General features: G+C 46.9%; 17 protein-coding genes. 9 read left to right on the top strand and 8 right to left on the bottom strand.

Annotation, left to right across the window (positions count from 1 at the left end; genetic code table 11):
• Nucleotides 1-86 precede the first annotated feature (86 nt).
• The 8 genes from gltB to pdxY all read left to right on the top strand — a co-directional run bounded on the left by gltB (nt 87) and on the right by pdxY (nt 10,862).
• The gene (gene gltB / locus EAE30_RS07955; protein WP_123015440.1) at nt 87-4,550 is read left to right on the top strand and encodes a glutamate synthase large subunit; all 4,464 of its coding nucleotides are present in this window, start codon (nt 87-89) and stop codon (nt 4,548-4,550) included.
• A 17-nt stretch (nt 4,551-4,567) separates the two neighbouring features.
• The gene (locus EAE30_RS07950) at nt 4,568-5,980 is read left to right on the top strand and encodes an FAD-dependent oxidoreductase (protein WP_123015439.1); all 1,413 of its coding nucleotides are present in this window, start codon (nt 4,568-4,570) and stop codon (nt 5,978-5,980) included.
• A 109-nt stretch (nt 5,981-6,089) separates the two neighbouring features.
• On the top strand, nt 6,090-6,557 hold the full coding sequence (locus tag EAE30_RS07945) for a DUF1499 domain-containing protein (protein ID WP_123017303.1): 468 nt from the start codon (nt 6,090-6,092) through the stop codon (nt 6,555-6,557).
• Nucleotides 6,558-6,626: 69 nt separating this feature from the next.
• Nucleotides 6,627-7,322 (top strand): 5'-methylthioadenosine/S-adenosylhomocysteine nucleosidase, encoded by a 696-nt coding sequence (gene mtnN / locus EAE30_RS07940; RefSeq protein WP_123015438.1) that lies wholly within the window; start codon nt 6,627-6,629, stop codon nt 7,320-7,322.
• A gap of 12 nt (nt 7,323-7,334) precedes the next feature.
• The gene (locus EAE30_RS07935) at nt 7,335-8,288 is read left to right on the top strand and encodes a cobalamin biosynthesis family protein (RefSeq protein ID WP_123015437.1); all 954 of its coding nucleotides are present in this window, start codon (nt 7,335-7,337) and stop codon (nt 8,286-8,288) included.
• Nucleotides 8,278-9,117 (top strand): vitamin B12 ABC transporter substrate-binding protein BtuF, encoded by an 840-nt coding sequence (btuF, locus tag EAE30_RS07930; RefSeq protein ID WP_241967746.1) that lies wholly within the window; start codon nt 8,278-8,280, stop codon nt 9,115-9,117. Before EAE30_RS07935 ends, btuF begins: the two co-directional genes overlap by 11 nt.
• 72 nt (nt 9,118-9,189) lie before the next feature.
• Nucleotides 9,190-9,810 (top strand): TRIC cation channel family protein, encoded by a 621-nt coding sequence (locus tag EAE30_RS07925; RefSeq protein WP_123015436.1) that lies wholly within the window; start codon nt 9,190-9,192, stop codon nt 9,808-9,810.
• A 176-nt stretch (nt 9,811-9,986) separates the two neighbouring features.
• Complete coding sequence (gene pdxY, locus EAE30_RS07920; RefSeq protein WP_123015435.1) at nt 9,987-10,862, top strand: pyridoxal kinase PdxY; 876 nt, start codon at nt 9,987-9,989, stop codon at nt 10,860-10,862.
• Between the two features lie 91 nt (nt 10,863-10,953).
• On the opposite strand, the gene EAE30_RS07915 is transcribed toward pdxY, so the two are convergent.
• The 6 genes from EAE30_RS07915 to secA all read right to left on the bottom strand — a co-directional run bounded on the left by EAE30_RS07915 (nt 10,954) and on the right by secA (nt 20,891).
• Nucleotides 10,954-11,733, bottom strand: a complete 780-nt coding sequence (locus tag EAE30_RS07915; protein ID WP_123017301.1) for a TSUP family transporter — start codon at nt 11,731-11,733, stop codon at nt 10,954-10,956.
• 186 nt (nt 11,734-11,919) lie between these two features.
• The gene (gene carB / locus EAE30_RS07910) at nt 11,920-15,150 is read right to left on the bottom strand and encodes a carbamoyl-phosphate synthase large subunit (protein ID WP_123015434.1); all 3,231 of its coding nucleotides are present in this window, start codon (nt 15,148-15,150) and stop codon (nt 11,920-11,922) included.
• 16 nt (nt 15,151-15,166) lie between these two features.
• Nucleotides 15,167-16,306 (bottom strand): glutamine-hydrolyzing carbamoyl-phosphate synthase small subunit, encoded by a 1,140-nt coding sequence (gene carA / locus EAE30_RS07905; RefSeq protein WP_123015433.1) that lies wholly within the window; start codon nt 16,304-16,306, stop codon nt 15,167-15,169.
• A gap of 480 nt (nt 16,307-16,786) precedes the next feature.
• Nucleotides 16,787-17,596: a 4-hydroxy-tetrahydrodipicolinate reductase gene (gene dapB, locus EAE30_RS07900; RefSeq protein WP_123015432.1), complete on the bottom strand. Its 810-nt coding sequence runs from the start codon at nt 17,594-17,596 to the stop codon at nt 16,787-16,789.
• 100 nt (nt 17,597-17,696) lie between these two features.
• Nucleotides 17,697-18,095 (bottom strand): 8-oxo-dGTP diphosphatase MutT, encoded by a 399-nt coding sequence (mutT, locus tag EAE30_RS07895; RefSeq protein WP_123015431.1) that lies wholly within the window; start codon nt 18,093-18,095, stop codon nt 17,697-17,699.
• Nucleotides 18,096-18,179: 84 nt separating this feature from the next.
• Nucleotides 18,180-20,891 (bottom strand): preprotein translocase subunit SecA, encoded by a 2,712-nt coding sequence (secA, locus tag EAE30_RS07890; protein WP_123015430.1) that lies wholly within the window; start codon nt 20,889-20,891, stop codon nt 18,180-18,182.
• Nucleotides 20,892-21,369: 478 nt separating this feature from the next.
• Between secA and EAE30_RS07885 the strand changes: the two genes are divergently transcribed.
• Nucleotides 21,370-21,846, top strand: a complete 477-nt coding sequence (locus EAE30_RS07885; RefSeq protein WP_123015429.1) for a DUF721 domain-containing protein — start codon at nt 21,370-21,372, stop codon at nt 21,844-21,846.
• 97 nt (nt 21,847-21,943) lie between these two features.
• Here the strand turns inward: EAE30_RS07885 and lpxC are convergent, their stop codons facing one another.
• Nucleotides 21,944-22,861: a UDP-3-O-acyl-N-acetylglucosamine deacetylase gene (lpxC, locus tag EAE30_RS07880; protein WP_123015428.1), complete on the bottom strand. Its 918-nt coding sequence runs from the start codon at nt 22,859-22,861 to the stop codon at nt 21,944-21,946.
• Nucleotides 22,862-22,958: 97 nt separating this feature from the next.
• Nucleotides 22,959-24,182, bottom strand: a complete 1,224-nt coding sequence (gene ftsZ, locus EAE30_RS07875; protein WP_123015427.1) for a cell division protein FtsZ — start codon at nt 24,180-24,182, stop codon at nt 22,959-22,961.
• Between the last annotated feature and the right edge of the window lie 28 nt (nt 24,183-24,210).

Below are 24,210 nucleotides of genomic sequence, written 5' to 3'. Positions count from 1 at the left end.
AATAAAAACTCATAAAATTACAACTTATAAGAATATATAGTCATTTATTGTCTGGAAGACATAGACGGCAAGAAGGGAGAATTGCAATGGCTCTTTATGATCCAAGCTTTGAAAGAGATAACTGCGGATTCGGCTTAATTGCGCACATGGAAGGCCAACCAAGCCATAAACTTGTTCGCACGGCCATCTCTGCACTCGATCGAATGACTCACCGCGGAGGCATCGCCTCTGATGGCAAAACCGGTGACGGCTGCGGCCTATTACTGCAAAAACCGGATTCGTACATGCGTCTTATCGCAGAAGAGAATCAGTGGAAACTCGGTAAGCAGTACGCTGTGGGTATGATTTTTTTCAGTCAAGATCCCACCAAAGCTCAGTTCGCACGCGATATTATCAATAAAGAGCTAGAGCAAGAAACCATGAAAGTTGTCGGTTGGCGCGATGTGCCGACCAATGCTAACGTACTTGGCCCTATAGCAACGTCTTCGTTGCCGAATATCCAGCAAGTATTTGTATCCGCCCCTGCCGGTTGGCAAGAGCGCGACATCGAACGCCGCTTGTACATTGCTCGCCGTCGTATCGAAAAACAAATCACCCAAGATGATGATTTTTATATCTGCTCGCTGTCCACTCAGGTCATCATCTATAAAGGCCTATGTATGCCTGCGGATTTGCCCCGCTTTTATCTCGATTTGGCCGATCTACGGATGGAAGCGTCTATCTGTTTATTCCACCAACGCTTCTCAACCAACACACAGCCACGCTGGCCCCTAGCCCAACCATTCCGTTACCTCGCGCATAATGGTGAAATCAATACCATTCAAGGTAACCGTCAATGGGCACGCGCACGCGCCTACAAATTCGTATCGCCGTTGCTACCCGATTTACAAAGCGCAGCGCCCTTTGTCAATGAAACGGGCTCAGACTCCTCTAGCTTAGATAATATGCTGGAGCTGTTATTACAAGGTGGGATGGATCTCTTCCGAGCCATGCGTCTGCTTGTGCCGCCCGCTTGGCAGCATCACCCAGATATGGATGATGACCTGCGCGCTTTCTATGACTTTAACTCAAAACACATGGAACCATGGGATGGCCCCGCGGGTATAGTGCTTTCTGATGGGCGCTATGCCGCGTGTAACTTAGACCGGAACGGCCTGCGCCCAGCGCGCTATGTGATCACCAAAGATAAGCTCATTACGTTAGCTTCAGAGGTCGGTATCTGGGACTATGCGCCGGATGAAGTGGCGGAAAAAGGACGCGTCGGGCCTGGCGAGTTGCTGGTTATTGATACCCAAGAAGGCAAGTTATGGCAATCGTGGGAAATCGATAACGACTTAAAAGTTCGCCATCCTTACCGTGAATGGCTCAACGAATGCGTCTATCCGTTAATCCCCTTTTCATCCTTGCCCGATGATAAAGTCGGCAGTCGGACACTGGATGAATCACAACTAGAAACCTATCAAAAACAGTTCGCGATGAGCCACGAAGAAGTGGATCAAGTTCTTCGCGTCTTGGGGGATATGGGACAAGAAGCTGTCGGTTCAATGGGTGATGACACGCCAATGGCCGTACTGTCTTCGAAAGAGCGCTTAATCACCGACTATTTCCGTCAAAAATTTGCGCAAGTGACCAACCCACCGATTGATCCTCTGCGCGAAAAACATGTGATGTCATTGGCTACCTGTATTGGCCAAGAGATGAACGTGTTCAATGAGACCGATGGGCATGCCTATCGTGTCACATTCGACTCGCCGGTACTGCTCTATTCCGATATGCAGCAGTTGATGAATCTTGATACCCAACATTACAAACATGAAGTTCTCGATATTCAATATGATCCAAACGAAACGGATCTAAAACAAGCGGTCGTGGATTTATGTGAACACGCTGAACAACTGGTACGTGACGGCTGCGTGCTTCTCGTCTTGTCTGACCGTCACCTTGAGAAAGGCAAACTGCCTATTCCTGCGGCGATGGCGGTTGGGGCGATTCAAACCCGCTTGATTTCCACGCAATTACGCTGCGATGCCAATATCATTGTGGAAAGTGGCGCGATCCGTGACCCACACCAATTTGCCGTATTAATTGGTTTTGGCGCGACAGCCATTTACCCTTATCTCGCCTATGAAACATTAGGTAAGCTCATTGACGACGGCGCGATTGATAAAGATTATCGAACTGTGATGCAAAACTATCAATATGGCATCAACAAAGGTCTGTACAAGATCATGTCGAAAATGGGTATCTCTACAGTAGCCTCTTACCGTTGTTCCCAGTTATTTGAAGCGGTCGGGTTAAGCTCTGAGTTAGTGGAACTGTGCTTTAAAGGCGTGATGAGCCGCATTGAAGGCGCGGGCTTTGCTGATTTCCAACAAGATCTCTTGAATTTATCACGTAAAGCATGGACTAAGCGTAAACCGATTGAACACGGTGGCCTATTAAAATACGTCCATGGCGGTGAATACCACGCCTATAATCCCGACGTTGTGCAAACACTGCAAAGCGCGGTGAAATCTGGCGACGCAAAAGATTACAAAACTTACGCGGAAAACGTTAACCAACGCCCGATCGCGATGTTGCGTGATTTAATGAAGTTAAAACAGCCAGAGCAGACTACGCCACTAGAAAAGGTCGAACCGGCCACGGATCTGTTTAAACGTTTCGACTCTGCCGCCATGTCGATTGGCGCGCTTAGCCCTGAAGCCCACGAAGCTCTCGCCACCGCCATGAACCGCTTGGGCGGCTTCTCTAACTCAGGCGAAGGGGGTGAAGATCCTCGCCGCTTCGGTACCGAGCGTAACTCTCGCATTAAACAAGTCGCGTCAGGTCGTTTCGGCGTCACTCCGCATTACCTTACTAATGCAGATGTCATTCAAATTAAAGTGGCTCAAGGCGCAAAACCGGGTGAAGGGGGTCAGTTACCAGGGCACAAGGTAACGGCAGAAATTGCCAAATTACGTCATTCAGTACAGGGCGTTACGCTGATTTCGCCACCTCCCCATCACGATATCTATTCGATTGAAGATTTAGCTCAGCTGATATTCGATTTGAAACAAGTGAACCCGCAAGCGTTAGTCTCAGTCAAGCTTGTCTCAGAGCCGGGAGTCGGAACGATTGCAACGGGTGTTGCCAAGGCTTATGCCGATTTGATCACCATCTCTGGCTACGATGGCGGCACTGCCGCCAGCCCATTAACCTCGGTAAAATACGCGGGATGTCCTTGGGAGCTAGGCTTAGCTGAAACGCAGCAAGCCTTAGTGGCAAATGGATTACGCCATAAAATTCGCTTGCAAGTGGACGGGGGGTTAAAAACCGGGTTAGATGTGATTAAAGGCGCGATTCTCGGCGCAGAAAGTTTTGGGTTTGGCACCGCACCAATGGTTGCGATGGGCTGTAAATTCCTACGTATTTGTCACCTCAATAACTGTGCAACCGGGGTCGCAACGCAAGATGAAACCCTGCGTAAGCAATTCTTTAAAGGCTTACCCGAAATGGTGATGAACTACTTCTCGGGACTGGCTGAAGAAGTGCGCGGCTATCTGTCACAACTTGGGGTAGAAAAACTGACCGATCTTATCGGACGCACCGACTTACTAGAGACGGTCCAAGGGATCACGGCCAAACAGAGCCACTTAGATTTATCCAATATTTTAGAAGCGCCTGTCTCTCCTGAAGGGTTACCGCTATTTTGCACCGAAGCAAACACGCCTTTTGATAGTGGCGAGTTTAACGAGCGTTTGGTCAAAGAGGCGCTGCCTTTTGTCGAGCGTAAAGAGTCGACCGAATTGTACTACAGTGTGATTAACACTGATCGCTCAGTAGGCGCGCAACTTTCAGGCGAAATCGCCCGTCGTTATGGTAACCAAGGTTTGGCCGCCTCACCTATTCGTGTCCTATTGGAAGGCACGGCAGGTCAATCTTTCGGAGTATGGAACGCAGGTGGCGTCGAACTCATACTAACAGGCGATGCCAACGATTATGTCGGTAAAGGTATGGCGGGCGGTAAGCTGGTCATTAAACCGCATCAAGGTACGGCGTTTGCGTGTAATGAAGCCACGATCATCGGTAACACCTGTCTCTACGGTGCCACGGGTGGAAAACTGTTTGCAGCAGGTAAAGCTGGTGAACGGTTTGGGGTGCGTAACTCAGGAACCATCGCAGTGATTGAAGGCGCGGGAGACAACGCCTGTGAGTACATGACTGGCGGTGTTGTCGCCATTCTTGGACGTACTGGCGTCAACTTTGGCGCGGGCATGACCGGCGGGTTCGCCTATGTGCTTGACCATGATAATGAATTTGCTGGGCGAGTAAACCAAGAGTCAGCAGAAGCCATTTCTCTAGAAGATTTATACATTCATCAGGAACACTTACGAGGTTTGATCGCCGAACATCTAGAACACACAGGATCGGTGCACGCGCAAACCATTCTTGCCAATTTTGACGAATGGATTCCTAAGTTCTATTTAATCAAACCTCAAGCGGCGGATTTGAAAACGCTATTGGGTCACCAAAGCCGTAGTGCCGCTGAACTTCGTGTTCAAGCACAGTAATTGGAAGGAACCAAATTATGAGCCAGAATGTATATCAATTTATCGACGTCAATCGCGTTGACCCGGCGAAAAAGCCGATTGAGGTTCGTAAGATTGACTTTGTAGAAATCTACGAACCCTTTACTAAGCAACAAGCGGAAGCCCAGTCAGATCGCTGTCTGGATTGTGGTAACCCTTACTGTGAATGGAAATGTCCAGTTCATAACTACATTCCTCAGTGGCTAAAGCTCGCCAATGAGGGGCGCATTCTAGAAGCCGTTGAGCTATCGCATCAAACCAACAGCTTGCCTGAAGTCTGCGGCCGAGTATGTCCACAAGATCGTTTGTGTGAAGGCTCTTGTACTCTCAATGATGATTTTGGTGCGGTCACCATCGGTAATGTGGAAAAATACATTACCGATAAAGCGTTTGAGATGGGCTGGAAACCAGACATGTCACACGTCACATGGACAGATAAGAAAGTCGCCGTCATTGGTGCGGGCCCCGCTGGGCTTGCCGCTGCCGATGTCTTAGTTCGTAACGGTGTTAAACCGGTGGTATTTGACCGCTACCCGGAAGTGGGTGGCCTACTCACCTTTGGGATCCCATCGTTTAAATTGGAAAAAGGCGTCATGGAAAATCGTCGCCGTATTTTCACTGAGATGGGCGTCGAGTTCCGCTTAAATACCGAAGTGGGCAAAGATGTGGCGATGCAAGATTTAATTGAAGAGTTTGATGCCGTATTTTTAGGTGTGGGGACTTATAAATACATGCGTGCTGGCCTGGATAACGAAGAAGCCGAAGGGGTCTACGATGCACTGCCCTTCTTGGTATCGAACACCTATCGCGTCATGGAGCTCGAGAATCCACAACCGTTTATCGATATGGCTGATAAAAAAGTCGTCGTACTCGGTGGCGGTGATACCGCTATGGACTGTGTTCGCACCTCGATTCGCCAAGGCGCCAGCAGTGTTGTCTGTGCGTACCGCCGTGATGAAGAGAATATGCCGGGCTCACGTCGTGAAGTCAAAAATGCGCGTGAGGAAGGGGTTGAGTTTATGTTCAACCTACAACCTTTAGGCATTGAAGTGAATGCTCAAGGCAAAGTCACTGGGGTAAAGGTCGTCAAAACAGCGCTCGGCGAAGCGGATGAAGCCGGACGGCGTCGCCCAGAGCCAGTGCCCGGCAGTGAACATGTATTGGATGCCGATGCGGTCATTATGGCCTTTGGGTTTAAACCTCATAATATGGCGTGGTTAGAACCGTATGGCGTTGAGGTCGATTCTCGTGGCTGTATTAAAGCGCCTGTAGATCAAACCTTTAAATATCAGACGAGCAACGAGAAAATTTTTGCTGGAGGTGATATTGTACGCGGATCGGATCTGGTCGTGACCGCAATTGATGAAGGTCGCAAAGCTGCTGATGGTATTATGGATTACCTAGAGGTGTAACCTCATTCCATACCCAACAGACGAAGAAATAAGGATTCATAGCAATATGGATCCTTTTTTTATATCTAAGTCTATAATTTCAATCATGATCCATAATTTGGCGCTATCAATGTCACAAAACTGTCTACCCAGCACCGTTCAATTCTCTAAAATTATCGCTCTCATCCTGCCTTTTTTGTTGGTCGCGTGCAGTCGAGGGAGCGAGCCGGAGCAAGATCGCACCGATTTACTGTGTGACTCACAAGCCGTTAGCTGTGTATCGACGATTGATCCCAGAGATCCCCATTATCTTGCCCCCTTTCTACTGCGCCCTGGCGTCACGATGAAACACATACAACGGGTCGTTTTGTCACTGCCCAATACGCATGTCGCCGACTCAAATACCGATTATCTGCGCATTGAATGTACGTCATCCTTCTTTAATGCGATTGATGATCTAGAATTAAAGTTGGACGATTATCAGCTCATCGTGCGTTCAGAAACCCGCGATACTTACCCAGATCTAGGACGTAATCGCGGTCGAGTCGAACAGCTCAGAACAAAGTTGGCACAAGCTGGACTATTAGAGACGCCCTAGTCTCGATTAGCAGCGTCAGGTCATGATAAACTGAGCGCTGTTTTCCCTATTAATGAAAAGAGATTCCTCATGAAGATTGGCATCATTGGTGCGATGGAACAAGAAGTCGCCATTTTGAAAAACGCAATGCAAGACGTGACTGAAGTCAGCAAAGCAGGCGGCACTTATTATTCAGGCCAGATTAACGGTCAAGACGTGGTTCTACTGCAATCAGGTATTGGTAAAGTCTCTGCGGCTGTTGGCACTGCGATTCTCATCAACGAATACCAACCGGATGTCATCATTAATACGGGATCAGCCGGTGGGTTTGATGCCTCATTAACCATGGGCGATGTGGTCATCTCCAGTGAAGTGCGCCATCACGATGCTGACGTGACCGCGTTTGGCTATGAAATCGGCCAAATGGCTGGTCAACCTGCCGCTTATTACGCCGATGAAAAACTCATGAGCATTGCCGATCAAGCCATTCAACAAAGCGAAGGCAAACACGCAGTACGCGGCCTGATCTGTACTGGTGATGCCTTTGTTTGCCGTCAAGATCAACAAGATTATATTCGTCAACATTTCCCTAACGCGATTGCGGTAGAAATGGAAGCCTCAGCCATAGCTCAAACCTGTCACCAGTGTGGTGTACCTTTTGTTGTAGTGCGAGCAATCTCGGACGTTGCCAACAAAGAATCGCCAATGTCATTTGATGAATTTTTGCCTCTGGCTGCGCAAAGCTCATCAGACATGGTCTTCAAAATGCTTGAATTAATGAAATAAATAGACCCGCGCATGGAAGCTTTTCTTCATCTTGTCTACGCTAATGGATCGCTCCTCGCATTGTGGGGAGCGCTGTTCTTTCACCTGTTAATTCCCATTCCGCATACCGCTCATCCAGTCACTCTGTGGCATCAGTTTGCTGAATTACTCGCAAGTAAAGTCAATAACCAAGAGCACTACAAACAAGCCTATCTAAATGGAACTTTGGCTTGGCTACTTATGATCATTCCCACCATTGCAGTTCTCTATTCCATCAAAACTCTGGTCTGGCAGCCTGTGCTGTTTGAAATGGCCTTACTATTACTGGCATTAGATTGGCGCACGCAAGAAAGTTTATCCAAAAGATTGATCGAATCCCTATCGGCACTTGATAAACAACAAGCACGTCAAAGCCTCGCGCCTTACGTCAATCGAGAGACCAAGACCTTATCGGCTCTCGGATTAGGCAAAGCCAGTGCAGAAACCTTGATTATGGGCTTTGGTCGTAACGTCATTGGCGTCTTGTTCTGGTACGGAGTATTAGGGGGCATTGGCGCCTTTACCTACCGATTGCTGGCTGAGTTGGCGCGCGCATGGTCGCCCAGCCGCCAACAATACGCGCCATTTGGTCTGCCGATTATTCGCGTGGTCGCCGTATTAGATTTTATTCCAATGCGCTTATTCAGTCTGTTAATCCTCATTGGTAGCAACATGCGCCACATTTGGTCACGCGCAGCCCAACAAACGAAGAGCTGGCCATTGCCGGGACCGGCTTGGCTACTGTGCATTATTGGTAATAAGTTAGAATTGGCCTTAGGCGGGCCAGCCATTTATGGAACACAAAAAACGTTGCGCAGTAAAATTGGCGGTCGAATTGCACCAGCAGCCATCCACTTATCCCAGTTACAATCCTTATTGGCATGGCGAACCTGCGCTTGGATAATGCTACAAAGCCTGATTACCGCAGCGGTGCTTCATGGGATATAACTGGTCCCGTTGCCGTGGTTCGCTCGCGTTGGGTATGCTGCTGTGTGCGATGTCCAGCTCCGTTGGTGCCAGTCCTGTGCAGCGCGTCATCAGTTTATCACCTCATGCGACCGAACTTGCCTTTGCCGCTGGGCTTGGCGCGCAATTGGTAGGTGTCAGTCAGTCCAGTGACTACCCACCCGCAGCCAAACAGATTGAACGCGTGGCCAATTTTAAAGGTATCAATGTGGATCGCATTGTCGCGCTCCAACCGGATTTAATCATCAGTTGGCCGGAAGGCAACCCACCTAAATCGCTCAGCATGCTCAAACAAATGGGATATACTATTTATCCCGCCTCGATTCGTCATTTAGATGACATCGCCACTCATATTCGTGAGTTAAGCCACTATGCAACTCATCCAGAGCAAGGTCAGAAGAAAGCACGCGCCTTCATGGCCCAATTAAACAGCCTTAAGCGCCTTTATCAACATGCATCCCCTGTGCGGTATTTTTACCAAATTAGCGCTAAGCCGCTGATCACCATGGCTCGCGGCAGTTGGCCCAGTGAAGTGTTTGCTTTATGCGGTGGCGTGAATGTGTTTGCCAATAGTCCGAGCCCTTACCCCCAGGTCAGTGTCGAACAAGTACTTTTGGCGCAGCCTACCGCGATGTTCTCAACCAACGCGAACAGTATGCAGGTATGGAAACGTTGGCATGAGGAACTGCCGGCCTTTCAACATCAGCATGTATGGGCTCTCAATGCTGATTGGCTCAACCGAGCAACGCCACGCACACTCAACGCCGTGCGCCAAGTGTGTGACTCTCTCGCACAGGCAAGAAAAAACTAGCGAGGACAGTCCTAAATCCCTTACAATTCCTCCTCTTTTATTTATCCTTATTTATATTGAGAGTCATCACGCGTGGACACGTCACTACTGTATTTGATCGATTTATTTGGCACCGCAGTCTTTGCCATTTCAGGAGTCTTGTTGGCTGGTCGTCTGCGCATGGATCCATTTGGTGTGATTGTGCTTGCCGGCGTTACGGCGATCGGTGGCGGGACCATGCGTGATATTGCTCTTGGCGCCACTCCCGTGTTCTGGATTCGCAACACCACATACCTTTGGGACATTCTCATCACCAGTGTGCTAACCATGCTGATTGTCCGCAAACCAAAACGTATCGCTTGGTGGATTTTACCAGTATGTGATGCGATCGGACTTGCGGTTTTTGTGGGTATTGGCGTCGATAAGTCATTGGCTTACCAAGACTCTTCCTTTGTTGCCATTATCATGGGGGTATTGACAGGCTGTGGTGGCGGTATTATTCGTGATATGTTAGCGCGAGAAATTCCGATGGTACTGCGCAGTGAAGTCTACGCGACCGCATGCATTATCGGTGGACTTTTTCATACGCTGGCGCTCTATTTAGGGTACTCCTCATCGGTGGCGCTACTCTCTTGCATCAGCGCAACGCTAATCATTCGCTTGGGTGCGATCCGTTGGCACCTCTCATTGCCGATCTTTGCCCTTAATAGATAAATGAATTTTATATCAAAAAACAAGCATAAAAAATCAATATAATTTTTTTCTGTCTCTTTCGTTTTATTAGGTGTAGCCTATAACTCATCGGCAGTTCTGGATGAACAGTTCACCATCAATGACGCACAGCCCGTGCGTCTGTTGTTTATATTGAAGACGGTAAGAGACACATAGTTATGCAAGGGATTCTATCCATTCAATCACATGTCAGTTATGGCCATGCTGGCAATAGTAGTGCTGTTTTTCCCATGCAGCGAATGGGATTTGAGGTTTGGCCAATCCATACAGTACAGTTCTCTAACCATACCCACTATATGGAAGGATGGACCGGTCGCGCGTTTAGCGCCGATGAAATCAAAGAAGTAGTTCAAGGCTTAGATAACCTCAACGTTTGGCCACAATGCCAAGCGATCGTCACAGGTTATCAAGGTACCCCCGAGCAATGCGCCGTCATTGCGCAAACCGTACACCATGTGAAGCAACACAACCCAAACACCCTCTATGTTTGCGATCCGGTGATGAATAACCCGGGCAAAGGGTGTCTCGTTGCACCAGGCATTACTCAGCAGATCGTCCGGACACTGATTCCTATTGCGGATGTTATTGTTCCCAATCAGTTCGAGTTAGAAACCATTGCTCAAATGCCAATCCATAGTTTGGATGATGCCATTGAAGCCAGCCGTCGAGCCTTAGCCGCGGGTCCTAAAATCGTGGTGGCGAAACACATATATGGTATCGGCAACGGTCAGTTTAATTTGATCCTCGCCACCCCAGACGCTATTTATCTGGCATCACGTCCGCTCTATAAAATGAATAAAGAGCCTGTCGGAGTGGGTGATTTAATCACCGCGACCTTTACGGCTGGACTCCTAAAAGGTTGGAGCCCTCTACAAGCGTATCAACATTGTCATGACGCCGTGCATGGCATTTTGAAACACACCGCAGACAGCGGTGAATGGGAATTACAAACCATTGCCGCGCAAGAGCAACTCATGACACCTAGCCAGCATTTCCCAGCAACTCAAGTGGCCAGCAATAAAAGCCATGCGTAACCGCAGATAATGCTCTCTTTTAGACTGAAGGGTAAGTCGCTATCGCGATTTACCCTTTTTTATTGCCGCCAATGACGATGGACACCCGCCTCTAGAAGAGAGAGAAAAGCCATTCATGATGCTGTTCCCACAGGAGTTTCATCGCCATTAACATCGACATAATAATCACCAGAGGACGAATCCATTTGGTGCCCTTCGAGATGACCACCGTCGCTCCCAAACGGCCTCCCAAGAATTGTCCGACTGCCATCACCAAGCCAATTTTCCAAACGGGTAAACCGGCGATAATAAAGAAGATCAGTGCGGCTATGTTCGAGGTGAAGTTGAGTATTTTGGTTCGAGCGGTCGCTTCCACCAATGTAAACTGCCCAAGCAAGACAAAGCACACCGTAAAGATCGAACCCGTACCGGGTCCAAAAAAGCCATCATAAAACCCCACACTGGTGCCGATGATAACGGCAAAGACATTCATTGACATCGGCTGACGAGAACTTGGCGCACGAGTTTGCGGTGCGAACAAGAAGTATAAAGAAATGGCAATGAGAAGCCCGGGAATTAAGGTGGTCAGTATCGATGCATCAATGTGCTGGACCAATTCTGCGCCAACGGCTGCCCCAATAAAAGTGCAAATAATTGGCATCAGCATTTCTTTGAGGTTCACATGGCCTTTACGAATAAAGTAAAACGACGAAGAAAAACTACCAAACGAACTTTGCAGCTTATTCGTTCCTAACGCCTGAGCGGGTGGTACGCCAGCCGCAAGTAAGGCCGGTAGTGTAATTAACCCCCCTCCTCCAGCAATGGCATCAATAAATCCAGCCGCACAGGCAACAAAAAACAGCATGATCAAAATGTCGAGTGTAACGTGCACATCCATGAATGGTTCACTTATTATGGTCAGGTAATCGGTTGAGTCAGCTTAAAAATATATCAGCAATGTTGAATAATCGATATCAATTATTAACGCGAGCTCCAACACCGTCCGAACAAAGCATGACACATAAAAAAGCCTACTCATCCCGAGTAGGCTTTGTCATCATCAAGTACAACGAACCACTTAAGCGCGTGTTGTTGTAAACTGAGCGTGTAACTCTTGAATGGAGTGAACTTCCGCTTTGGCATCCGATTTATGTGCCATACACGTTGCAAAGGCAGCATTCAATGTCGTGGTATAATTCACTTTTTCCGCTAACGCTCCGCGACGTAACACTTTTGAATCTTCAATCGCTTGACGGCCCGCGGCGGTATTAACAATGTAGGTGTATTCATTGTTCTTGATACGGTCAAGAATATGAGGGCGACCTTCATGAACCTTATTCACAAGGCGTGGGTTAATACCCGCTTCACCAAGAATCACCGCAGTACCATGAGTGGCATCTAACTGATACCCCAATTTAACGAGGTTAGAAGCCAGATCAACGACGCGTTCTTTATCCCCTTCACGAACCGATAACAACGCTCGGCCACCTTCTGGGTACACATTTCCACAGGCAAGTTCGGCTTTAGCGAACGCTTCAGCAAAGGTTTTACCAATTCCCATCACTTCCCCTGTTGAGCGCATTTCTGGGCCAAGCAGTGGATCGACACCTGGGAACTTGTTAAACGGCAACACCACTTCTTTCACCGAGTAATAGCACGGAATGATTTCTTTGGTAAATCCTTGTTGCTCAAGTGATTGACCAACCATAACGCGAGCGGCAATTTTGGCGAGCTGTGCTCCGGTCGCTTTCGAAACAAAAGGGACCGTACGCGCGGCACGAGGGTTCACCTCAATAAGATAAATCTCGTTATCTTTTACCGCAAACTGCGTATTCATCAAGCCACGAACGCCCAATTCTAATGCCAGTTTTTGTACTTCCACTCGCATTCTATCTTGGATATCTTGGCTCAGTGTATAAGCAGGTAGTGAACATGCAGAATCACCCGAGTGTACCCCAGCCTGTTCAATATGCTCCATAATTCCGCCAATGAGCACGCGCTCGCCATCGCATATCGCATCGATGTCGACTTCGGTTGCGTCATCCAGGAAACGGTCTAAAAGAACCGGGGATTCGTTAGAAACGCTCACCGCTTCGTTAAAGTAACGACGCAGATCTTGCTCGTCATACACGATTTCCATCGCTCGGCCGCCCAAAACATACGAAGGACGCACCACTAATGGGTAACCAATGTCTTTGGCTTTTTCTACTGCCTGCTCAAGTGCTGTTACGGTCGCGTTTTCAGGTTGTTTTAACCCTAGGCGTTCCACCGCATGTTGGAAGCGTTCACGGTCTTCAGCGCGGTCAATTGCATCAGGACTCGTACCAATAATCGGCACACCTGCCGCTTCTAGCTCACGAGCGAGTTTCAGTGGTGTTTGTCCGCCATATTGAACGATAACACCTTTCGGCTTTTCTACTCGGACAATCGCCAGTACATCTTCGAGGGTAATCGGCTCAAAATACAAGCGGTCTGAGGTATCGTAATCTGTCGACACAGTTTCTGGGTTACAGTTGACCATGATGGTTTCGTAACCGTCTTCACGAAGCGCTAGCGATGCGTGTACACAACAATAGTCAAATTCAATCCCCTGACCAATACGGTTCGGTCCACCACCAATCACCATGATTTTTTCACGATCGGTTGGGTTAGCTTCACATTCTTCATCATACGATGAGTACATGTAAGCCGTATCAGAAGAGAATTCGGCCGCACAAGTATCAACACGCTTATACACTGGATGGATATTGTGCTGCTCACGTACACGGCGAATTTCCTGCTGCGCGACACCTAGTAAATGTGCCAAGCGTTCATCAGAGAAGCCTTTACGTTTCATGCTACGCAAGATGTCTTTTGTCAGGCCAGCAAACCCACCGTCTTGAATCATCGCTTCTGATTTCACGATATCTTCAATTTGCACCAAGAACCAACGGTCAATGTTAGTGAGGTTGAAGACGCCATCCACTGACATCCCGGCACGGAATGCGTCTGCGATGTACCAGATACGCTCGGCACCGGCTTCTTTCAATTCATAACGGATTTTAGTCAGAGCATCTGGCGCATCCAGATCCACCATACTGTCGAAGCCAGTGGCTCCAACTTCCAAACCACGCAGGGCTTTTTGTAAAGATTCCTGTTGGTTACGGCCAATCGCCATCACCTCACCAACGGATTTCATTTGTGTGGTTAAACGATTATTTGATCCAGCAAATTTCTCAAAGTTAAAACGCGGGATTTTTGTCACAACGTAATCGATGGTCGGTTCAAACGAGGCTGGCGTCGCGCCACCAGTTATGTCGTTGGTCAATTCATCCAACGTAAACCCAACCGCCAGTTTCGCGGCAATTTTAGCAATCGGGAAGCCTGTCGCTTTCGAGGCTAAAGCAGAAGAGCGGGAGACGCGCGGGTTCATCTCGATGATAACCATGCGCCCATCATCCGGATTGATACCAAACTGAACGTTTGATCCACCAGTCTCAACACCGATCTCACGCAACACGGCAAGAGATGCGTTACGCATCAACTGATATTCTTTATCCGTAAGCGTTTGGGCGGGCGCGACGGTAATGGAGTCACCAGTATGAATCCCCATCGCATCGAAGTTTTCAATCGAACAAACGATAATACAGTTATCGTTTTTATCGCGCACCACTTCCATTTCATATTCTTTCCAGCCAATCAACGATTCATCAATCAATAGTTCATTGGTTGGCGACAGATCCAAACCGCGGCGACAAATTTCATCAAACTCTTCTTTGTTATAAGCAATACCACCACCGGTGCCGCCCATGGTAAAAGAAGGACGAATGATACATGGGAAGCCGACTTTATTGAGAACGTTATACGCTTCTTCGATACTTTTCGCCGTATCGGCGCGTGGGCATTCTAAGCCAATCGACTTCATCGCTTCATCGAAGCGTGAACGGTCTTCGGCTTTATCAATCGCATCCGCTGTGGCGCCAATCATTTCGACGCCAAACTCGGCCAACACACCTTGTTTTTCCAACTCAAGTGCGCAGTTCAATGCAGTTTGTCCACCCATGGTAGGAAGAACCGCATCTGGGCGTTCTTTTTCAATGATTTTACGTACCACTTCCCAGTGAATAGGCTCAATGTAAGTGGCATCAGCCATTTCGGGATCTGTCATGATCGTAGCCGGGTTCGAGTTCACAAGAATCACTCGATACCCTTCTTCACGTAATGCTTTACACGCTTGCGCGCCTGAGTAGTCAAACTCACAAGCCTGGCCGATAACAATAGGACCCGCACCTAAAATTAGAATGCTTTGAATGTCAGTACGTTTTGGCATGGTTTACTACTCCCAATTAAGCGCTGTGTTGTTGAATCAAATCAATGAAGTGGTCGAAGAGTGGCGCAGCATCGTGTGGGCCTGGGCTCGCTTCGGGGTGTCCTTGGAAGCTAAATGCGGGTTTATCTGTTCGGTGTATCCCTTGCAGTGACCCATCAAATAAAGACTTATGAGTCGCACGCAAAGTGTCAGGTAAACTCGCTTCATCGGCAGCAAAACCGTGGTTTTGAGAGGTAATCATCACCACATCGCGTTCGATATCTTTGACTGGGTGGTTCGCCCCGTGATGACCAAATTTCATTTTTACTGTCTTCGCGCCAGAGGCCAGTGCCAAAATTTGATGACCTAAGCAAATACCAAAAAGCGGTATATTTTTCTCGAGGAACGTTTGTGTTGCTTTGATCGCATAGTCACAAGGTTCTGGGTCACCAGGGCCATTAGATAAGAAAATACCATCGGGATTTAAGGCAAGCACTTCTTCTGCTGACGTTTGTGCCGGCACAACCGTTAAGCGGCAGCCTCGGTCAACTAACATGCGTAAAATATTGCGTTTCGCGCCGAAATCATAAGCCACAACATGATAAGGCAAGTCTTCCTCGGCTTTTTCTTCTGGCAATCCCTCATTCAGCGTCCAAGATCCTTGTTTCCATTCGTACGCTTCTTGGGTTGTAACGACTTTCGCTAAATCCATGCCTTTCAAACCAGGAAATGCCTTGGCTTTTTCTAGAGCCATATCCGCATCAATATGGTCACCAGCGACTACACAGCCATTCTGCGCACCTTTCTCACGTAAAATACGAGTCAATTTACGCGTGTCGATATCTGCAATGCCAACGATATTACGTTCTTTCAGGTAGTCAGAAAGCGATTGTTGATTACGGAAGTTAGAAGCAAGGAGAGGAAGGTCGCGAATGATAAGACCTTGAGCATGAACCGCTGAGGATTCTTCATCTTCGGAGTTAGTGCCGGTATTACCAATATGGGGATAAGTTAACGTAACGATTTGTTGAGAGTAGGAAGGATCAGTGAGGATTTCTTGGTACCCCGTCATCGAGGTATTAAAAACAACTTCACCAACAGAACAACCATCTGCCCCGATGGACACTCCGTGGAACACCGTCCCATCTTCTAGGACTAAAAGTGCTGATTTACTCAAGATAACCTCCAGAATAAAAATGCAATAGATTTAATTTATGATTCATCATTGCCTTCCTTGCCGCATTTTGTATCAGCGCTAAGAGATAGTAGACAAATTGGCGCTATTCTAATGAGTGCAGTGATTAGTGTCAATAATTCGTTAAAAATAAACGCACAGTTTATTGCCTTTATCTTAAAAACCATTGCAAAGCCGCTAAAAATGTCAGTCACAGCCTATAGAATCGATAAAATTTCTGCATTAAATTTCAAAAACAGCAAAAAAAATTAATTGACCAACAAGATCCAATAGACAGTAAAAAGCAAACGATAACTTACCCAGTTATCTATTAATAAAAGCAGTTACAAAAAATAAAAAGCAAAAGACCTCCAAAATAAACAATAAAAACCCTGTTTATTGAAGAATAAAGCGAAGAAAACTTGAAGTGAAAAATAGTCGAGAAAGGAATATGCGCCAACCTCGTTAGCGCATAATTATGTACTATAAGGAATTTAAAGACAAGACATCACTCATCGTATAAAACCCATTTGGCTGTTCACAGAGCCAAATCGCAGCACGTACCGCGCCATTTGCAAAGGTCATACGGTCCGTCGCTTTGTGAGTGATTTCCACGCGCTCACCAATATCGGCAAACATCGCCGTATGTTCGCCAACAATATCGCCCGCACGAATGGTGGCAAAACCAATCTCATCACGGGACCGTTCTCCCGTAATACCTTCACGAGCATAAACAGCGACATCACTCAGCTTATTCCCCATCGCCCCCGCGATCGCTTCTCCCATGCCGATCGCCGTGCCAGATGGCGCGTCCACTTTATGGCGATGGTGAGCTTCGATAATTTCAATATCAGAGTACTCTCCCATCACTTGAGCAGCTTTTTCTAGCAACTTAAAGACAAGGTTGACGCCGACACTATAGTTAGGGGCCATGACGATACCGATCTCTTGTGCAGCCTCGTCAATAAGGGCACGCTCTTCGTCACTAAAACCGGTAGTCCCAATAACAATTTTTTTCTTGTATTGCTTACACAATTCAATATTAGCGAGTGTGCTTTTAGGGGCCGTAAAATCAATGATGACATCAAAGCCATCAATCGCTTGAGTTAAGTCATCGACCAATACCACGTTAAAGCGCCCTTCTGAACAAAGTTCGCCAATATCCACCCCCACTAAAGACGACTCAGCACGCTCTGATCCTGCTACGACACTGGCTTTAGGGTTATTATGTGCCGCTTTGACAAGGTTTCGCCCCATGCGCCCAGCCGCGCCAGCAATTGCAATTCTTACCATTGCCGAATTCTCCATGTTATATCACCCTGTTTGGGTTCATTTATTTTTCGGTTCCACAACGCTACTTACGTTAACAACTATCGTTTTACCTGGCTAGTACTTAACCGTACTCTTTTACTATCTTCTCTAAGATGGGCACGTTCGCTTCAGGGAAGCGATATTGCGTGAGCTCACTGACCGCCACCCAACACCCCGTTTGGCCTTCTTTGCCAAATGGCTGCCCCGAAAACGCCGTCACCGTCATAAAATCAAAAACCAAGGCCTTATCGGAATAATCAAAGGCAAGGTGTTCGTAAACGGCTTGCTCGGTCACCGTGATACCAATTTCTTCGAATAGCTCGCGTGACATGGCTTGCTCAATGGTTTCTCCAGCTTCCACCTTGCCACCGGGAAACTCCCAATAGCCGCCTTTATGACGATCATCAGGACGCTTGGTAATATAAACCTGACGACAATCATCACTGAAAATAATGCCTGCGACAATGTGAGTTCGCTTCATTGTGTGCTCCTATCAAATACCTAGACGAATAAAAAATGCTTAAAAAAAGAGTCGCCTAAGCGACTCTTTTTTAACTCTTACTGATCAATGAATTTGACCATGACAGTGTTTATATTTTTTCCCACTACCGCATGGGCATGGTTCATTACGACCCACTTTAGGCATATCACGCATAACAGGTTGTCCGGAGGTTGATTGCTCTTCATCCATATCACCACTATGCTCTTGAATGCGACGCGAGGCTTCCTCTGCTTGGGCAATGCGCTGAGCTTCCATACGTTCGACTTCTTCTTCTTCCTGAACACGAACTTTAGACAACACCATAATCACATCCGATTTCAGTGCTTCTAAGAGTCCTTGGAACAGTTCGAACGACTCTCGCTTATACTCTTGCTTAGGATCTTTCTGCGCATAACCACGTAAGTGAATACCTTGACGTAAATGATCCATGGCAGCCAAATGCTCTTTCCACAGCGTATCCAAGGTTTGCAACATGACAGACGTTTCGAAATTACGCATCACTTCTTCACCCACCGATGCTTCTTTTTCACGGTACACATCGACGGCTTTTTGAATCACACGCTCACGCAGTGTTTCTTCATGCAGCGATTCATCTTCATCAAGCCATTGCTGGATGGGTAATTCTAAATCGAAGTCATATTTCAGGCGCTCTTGCAGACCAGCAATATCCCACATGTCTTCTAGGCTTTGCGGTGGAATGTACTGATCCATCACCGCATGCAGAACGTCTTCACGGTTTTGATCAAGCATACCTTTGACATCTTCCGATCCCGCCAGCAAACCATCACGCAACTCATAGACGACTTGACGTTGATCATTAGCGACATCATCGTACTCCAACAGCTGTTTACGGACATCAAAGTTACGTCCTTCCACTTTGCGTTGGGCTTTTTCAATCGAACGGGACAACATTCTGCTTTCGATGGCTTCCCCTTCTGACATGCCGCCTTGAATCAAGTTTGCCATGCGATCGGAAGTGAAAATACGCAACAACGCATCTTCCATTGAAAGATAGAAACGTGTTGAACCAGGATCCCCTTGACGACCAGAACGACCACGAAGCTGGTTATCGATACGGCGCGATTCATGGCGCTCGGTACCAATAATATGCAAACCACCGGCTTCAATGACCGCATCATGCAGTGTTTGCCATTCAGCTTTAACTTGATCGATTTGCTCTTGGCTTGGGTTATCCATCATATCGACTTTCATTTGCCAGCTACCGCCTAGCACGATATCCGTACCACGGCCCGCCATGTTGGTAGCAATAGTAACGGAGCCTGGTTTCCCTGCTTCAGCAACGATTTCCGCTTCTTTTTCGTGGAATTTGGCATTCAATACAGCGTGTTTAATATTCGCCTGTTTCAATGCATTAGATAGCAATTCAGACTTTTCGATCGATACCGTACCCACCAATACTGGTTGTCCACGTTCCACACACGCTTGGATATCTTTAATAATCGCGGCAAATTTCTCCGCTTCGGTGCGGTAAACCGCATCCGCGAAATCACTACGACGTGTTGGACGGTTGGTTGGAATCACCACGGTTTCTAAACCGTAAATTTGTTGGAACTCGAATGCTTCTGTATCCGCCGTCCCTGTCATACCAGAGAGTTTTTCATAAAGACGGAAATAGTTTTGGAAGGTAATCGACGCTAAGGTTTGGTTCTCATTCTGAATATCGACCCCTTCTTTGGCTTCCACAGCTTGGTGTAAGCCATCGGACCAACGACGGCCTTCCATCGTACGTCCGGTATGTTCATCGACAATCACCACTTCGCCTTTTTCATTGACGATGTAGTCAACGTCACGTTCAAACAAAATGTGAGCACGTAGCCCAGCATGAACATGATGCAATAAGCTAATATTGGTTGGTGAATACAGTGTATCGCCTTCTTCCATTAAGCCATGTTTGATCAGCAATTCTTCGACAAATTCTTGGCCTGTTTCAGTTAGGTACACTTGCTTGGATTTTTCATCCAGCGTGTAGTGTCCATCGCCGCGATACTCTTCTGAGTCTTCTTTATCTTGCTTTTGTAGGCTAGGAATCAGCTTATCAATGCGAGTATATAAATCCGAGCTGTCTTCGGCAGGACCGGAAATAATAAGAGGGGTACGAGCTTCATCAATTAAGATAGAATCGACTTCATCGACAATGGCAAAGAAGCGTTCACCTTGAACACGATCTTCTTCACGAAAAGCCATGTTGTCACGCAGATAATCAAAACCAAATTCATTGTTGGTTCCGTATAAAATATCCGCTTGATAGGCTTCTTTTTTCGCATGAGGTGGCATATTAGGGACATTGACACCGACCGTCATGCCTAAGAATTCAAATAGAGGACGGTTTGTTTCGGCATCACGCTTAGCAAGGTAGTCATTGACGGTAACAATGTGTACGCCTTTTTGTGGTAAGGCATTTAGGTAAGCCGCAAGAGTCGCCGTTAATGTTTTACCTTCACCTGTACGCATCTCAGCAATTTCACCGGAGTTCAGTACCATACCGCCGATGAGCTGCACGTCGAAATGACGCATACCGTATAAACGTTTGGAAGCTTCTCGCACTGTTGAGAACGCTTCAGGCAACAGCGCGTCTAAAGTTTCGCCTTGATCAAGACGTTGACGAAATTCAGCGGTTTTCGCTTTAAGTTCTTCATCGGAGAGCGCTTCGAAAGCGGGTTCGTAATTATTAATTTCGTTAACAATCTTTCTCAAGCGGCGCAATGTGCGATCATTACGACTGCCAATTACCTTTGTCAGTAGCTTAGTTATCATCTTGTGTGGATCTCTCTGTACTTAGGTCGTCATTGATCGACTTCTTAATGCCTATGCCTTTACTCATATATTCAACAAGGAATACTAAAGATAAGTCTTATTTATCATTACATGGTGATGATAATGTCTATTTTCAAGGCATTTAGGGGAGTAAATACCCCACTAGTTTAAGGAATTTTTTGCCCTGCGACCAATAGTAATAAGGTTTCTGCGAATATAACTTATCGTTTTGTGCGTCTAACCTAAGGTTTTTAACTTAGTTTATCAATAGTTAGTCCGACGTTATTGAAATAAACCTCAGATAAACGGTATTTGCTTGCCATGTCGTGTAAAAAACCATCACAGCGCACGGTTCTCAATCCTATGAGACAATGGCTTTCTTTATAAAGAAATATGGCTACAATAGAGCGTCAGTCTTATGACTTATGATGTTAATGCATGACACGATTTCATCACCCATGATGATAAAGGAAGCTCAATGAGAGATCATCGTCCAACTGCGACTACAGAGTTAATCGATAGCTCACTCTTAAAACGCTTACAAGATCACGCCAGTGAAATAATAACGATCAATAAGATCATCAAGTCTATTGTCCCTGCTAGCGCGGCTGGTCATGTACGAGCGGCCAATGTACGTCATGGTCAATTAGTGATCGAAACCGCCAGTGCCGCTTTAAAGATGAAGATCGATCGAGATCGTTTAAACATTCTCAATCAATTACGTAGCCAAGGCTTCGCCAAACTGATCTCTATCGATGTGCGGATCAACCCTGACATCTATCGAACCGAAGGGGCGGGAGTCGGACGGCATAAACAAGAGGCAAAAGCCCGCCCCCCTATCTCCCAAAAGGCTGCAAATTATCTCCTCGCGGTAGCGGAAAGCGCGCCACCGAAATTACAGGCTCGTTTACAGCGTTTAGCCACATTGACAAAACCATCCACCCCAAAAGACTGACAGCATCTCGTCCCCATACAGTGAACCATTGCTGTTTTATACGCATAAAAAAACCAGACATCACGTCTGGTTTTTAATCAATCTTCATATTTTGCTGTTATGCAATAACCATATTCGGTTCCACATACATTAGCGGTGCACCCGCTTCTTCTTCGTATGTTGCCCATTCCCATGCTTCTTGGTTTGCCAACAAAGCACGTAGAACTTGGTTATTCAATCCGTGTCCAGATTTAAATGCGCGGAATTCACCAACGATTGAGTGACCACACATGTATAGATCGCCAATGGCATCCAACATCTTATGTGTCACAAATTCATTACTAAAACGCAGACCATCTTCGTTCAAGATACGGTAATCATCAAGTACAATCGCACAGTCGAAACTGCCGCCTAAACAAAGGTTTTGAGACTGTAAGTACTCGATATCACGCATAAAACCGAAAGTTCGTGCTCGAGAAATCTCTTTAACAAAGCCTTGTGATGAGAAATCAAACACCAAATGTTGGCCATCACCATCAATTGCAGGATGATCAAATTCAATTTCGAAATCCATTTTGAAGCCGTTATGCGGACGTAATTCAGCCCACTTATCGCCGTCTTCAACACGAATCGGTTTTTTCACACGAATGAATCGCTTAGATACGTTCAGCTCTTCGATACCTGCTTGTTGCAGCAAGTAAACAAAAGGACTCGCGCTTCCATCCATGATTGGGATTTCTGGTGCATCAACTTCAATAACAATGTTGTCGATGCCCATACCTGCTAATGCAGCGCTTAAATGTTCAACGGTGGAGATACGAATCCCCTGATCGTTAACAAGAGCACTACATAACATCGTATCGCGAACCGCTTCAGGATCAACCGGAAAATCAACCGGTGGATTCAAATCAGTGCGGCGATATACAATCCCAGTATTTGCAGCAGCAGGGCGAAGAGTAAGCGTGACTTTACGACCGGAGTGTAATCCTACACCAGTTGTTTTCACTATTTCTTTCAGAGTACGTTGTCTGATCATCTACTTGCCTCAAATAATTGCCACAATACTTGGCCCTAAAGCCAAGCAGAGCGCTATCCTACCAGAATTTTGAACAGTGTCAAATTGTGGCGAAACTTTAATCAGCCTGACGGCGTAGGAAAGCAGGAATGTCTAAATAACCGCTTTCTTTCTCTGGCTTAGGTGCAGTGTTCTGATTACCAGAGGACACATTATTCGACGACGGTTTTGAAGACGTTGTCGGTTGTGGTGTCTCTGTTTTCTCTTGCACAGGTTGTGCCACTTTTTCTTCAACACGTGCCGCGGGTTGTTGCGTTTGTACCGGCTGTGTTGGAGCGGTGACTTTTGCCTTGCCGCCTGCGACCAAAGTAATGTCAGGACGTTTTTCTGTTCCGATACCTGTCGCTACCACTGTTACACGAATTTCATCTTGCATATCAGGGTCTAAAGAGGTACCGATAACGACCGTCGCATTATCAGAAGCAAACGCTTTCACTGTATTACCCACGGTTTCGAATTCATCCAAACGCATGTCGAGACCGGCTGTAATGTTGACCAGCACGCCACGAGCACCAGCAAGATCAATATCCTCAAGAAGTGGGCTAGAAATGGCCATTTCTGCTGCTTCTTCAGAGCGATCTTCACCGCTTGCGACACCGCTGCCCATCATCGCGTGACCCATTTCCGACATCACGGTTCTTACGTCCGCAAAGTCGACGTTGATCATGCCAGGGCGAGTAATCAGTTCAGCAATACCTTGCACTGCATTTTTAAGCACATCGTTCGCGCTGCCAAAGGCTTCCAGTAAGGTGATACCACGACCAAGCACTTTAAGAAGTTTTTCGTTTGGAATAGTGATTAAAGAATCAACATGCTTTGATAATTCTTCGATACCCTGTTCGGCAAACGATAAACGCTTCTTACCTTCAAAGCTAAATGGCTTAGTCACTACGGCAACGGTAAGTACGCCAAGTTCTTTTGCCACTTCAGCAATGACCGGTGCAGCACCTGTACCAGTACCACCGCCCATACCAGCTGCGATAAATACCATATCGGCACCAGTCAGAACTTCTTTAATCCGTTCTTTATCTTCGAGAGCTGCGTCACGTCCAACCTGTGGATTCGCACCAGCGCCAAGGCCCTTAGTGATATCGCCACCAATTTGAATGACAGTACTCACACTGGTTTTACGAAGTGCTTGTGCATCTGTATTGATACTGATGAATTCCACGCCTTCGATGGATTCACGTACCATGTGTTCTACGGCATTACCGCCGCCACCACCTACTCCAACGACTTTAATTACAGCATCGTCAGACATTTCCATCATCGGTTCAAACATGTGTTATCTCCGTTTTTTCCTGCAACTC

Origin of the sequence: Vibrio zhugei, assembly GCF_003716875.1 — a bacterium.
Taxonomy (GTDB): Bacteria; Pseudomonadota; Gammaproteobacteria; order Enterobacterales; family Vibrionaceae; genus Vibrio; species Vibrio zhugei.
This window is presented reverse-complemented; position numbering and strand designations above follow the sequence as displayed.

Coding starts and splice junctions, on each gene's coding strand:
- gltB (WP_123015440.1), top strand. CDS start 87: ATGGCTCTTTATGATCCAAGCTTTGAAAGAGATAACTGCGGATTCGGC.
- EAE30_RS07950 (WP_123015439.1), top strand. CDS start 4,568: ATGAGCCAGAATGTATATCAATTTATCGACGTCAATCGCGTTGACCCG.
- EAE30_RS07945 (WP_123017303.1), top strand. CDS start 6,090: ATGTCACAAAACTGTCTACCCAGCACCGTTCAATTCTCTAAAATTATC.
- mtnN (WP_123015438.1), top strand. CDS start 6,627: ATGAAGATTGGCATCATTGGTGCGATGGAACAAGAAGTCGCCATTTTG.
- EAE30_RS07935 (WP_123015437.1), top strand. CDS start 7,335: ATGGAAGCTTTTCTTCATCTTGTCTACGCTAATGGATCGCTCCTCGCA.
- btuF (WP_241967746.1), top strand. CDS start 8,278: ATGGGATATAACTGGTCCCGTTGCCGTGGTTCGCTCGCGTTGGGTATG.
- pdxY (WP_123015435.1), top strand. CDS start 9,987: ATGCAAGGGATTCTATCCATTCAATCACATGTCAGTTATGGCCATGCT.
- carB (WP_123015434.1), bottom strand. CDS start 15,150: ATGCCAAAACGTACTGACATTCAAAGCATTCTAATTTTAGGTGCGGGT.
- dapB (WP_123015432.1), bottom strand. CDS start 17,596: ATGGTAAGAATTGCAATTGCTGGCGCGGCTGGGCGCATGGGGCGAAAC.
- mutT (WP_123015431.1), bottom strand. CDS start 18,095: ATGAAGCGAACTCACATTGTCGCAGGCATTATTTTCAGTGATGATTGT.
- secA (WP_123015430.1), bottom strand. CDS start 20,891: ATGATAACTAAGCTACTGACAAAGGTAATTGGCAGTCGTAATGATCGC.
- EAE30_RS07885 (WP_123015429.1), top strand. CDS start 21,370: ATGAGAGATCATCGTCCAACTGCGACTACAGAGTTAATCGATAGCTCA.
- lpxC (WP_123015428.1), bottom strand. CDS start 22,861: ATGATCAGACAACGTACTCTGAAAGAAATAGTGAAAACAACTGGTGTA.
- ftsZ (WP_123015427.1), bottom strand. CDS start 24,182: ATGTTTGAACCGATGATGGAAATGTCTGACGATGCTGTAATTAAAGTC.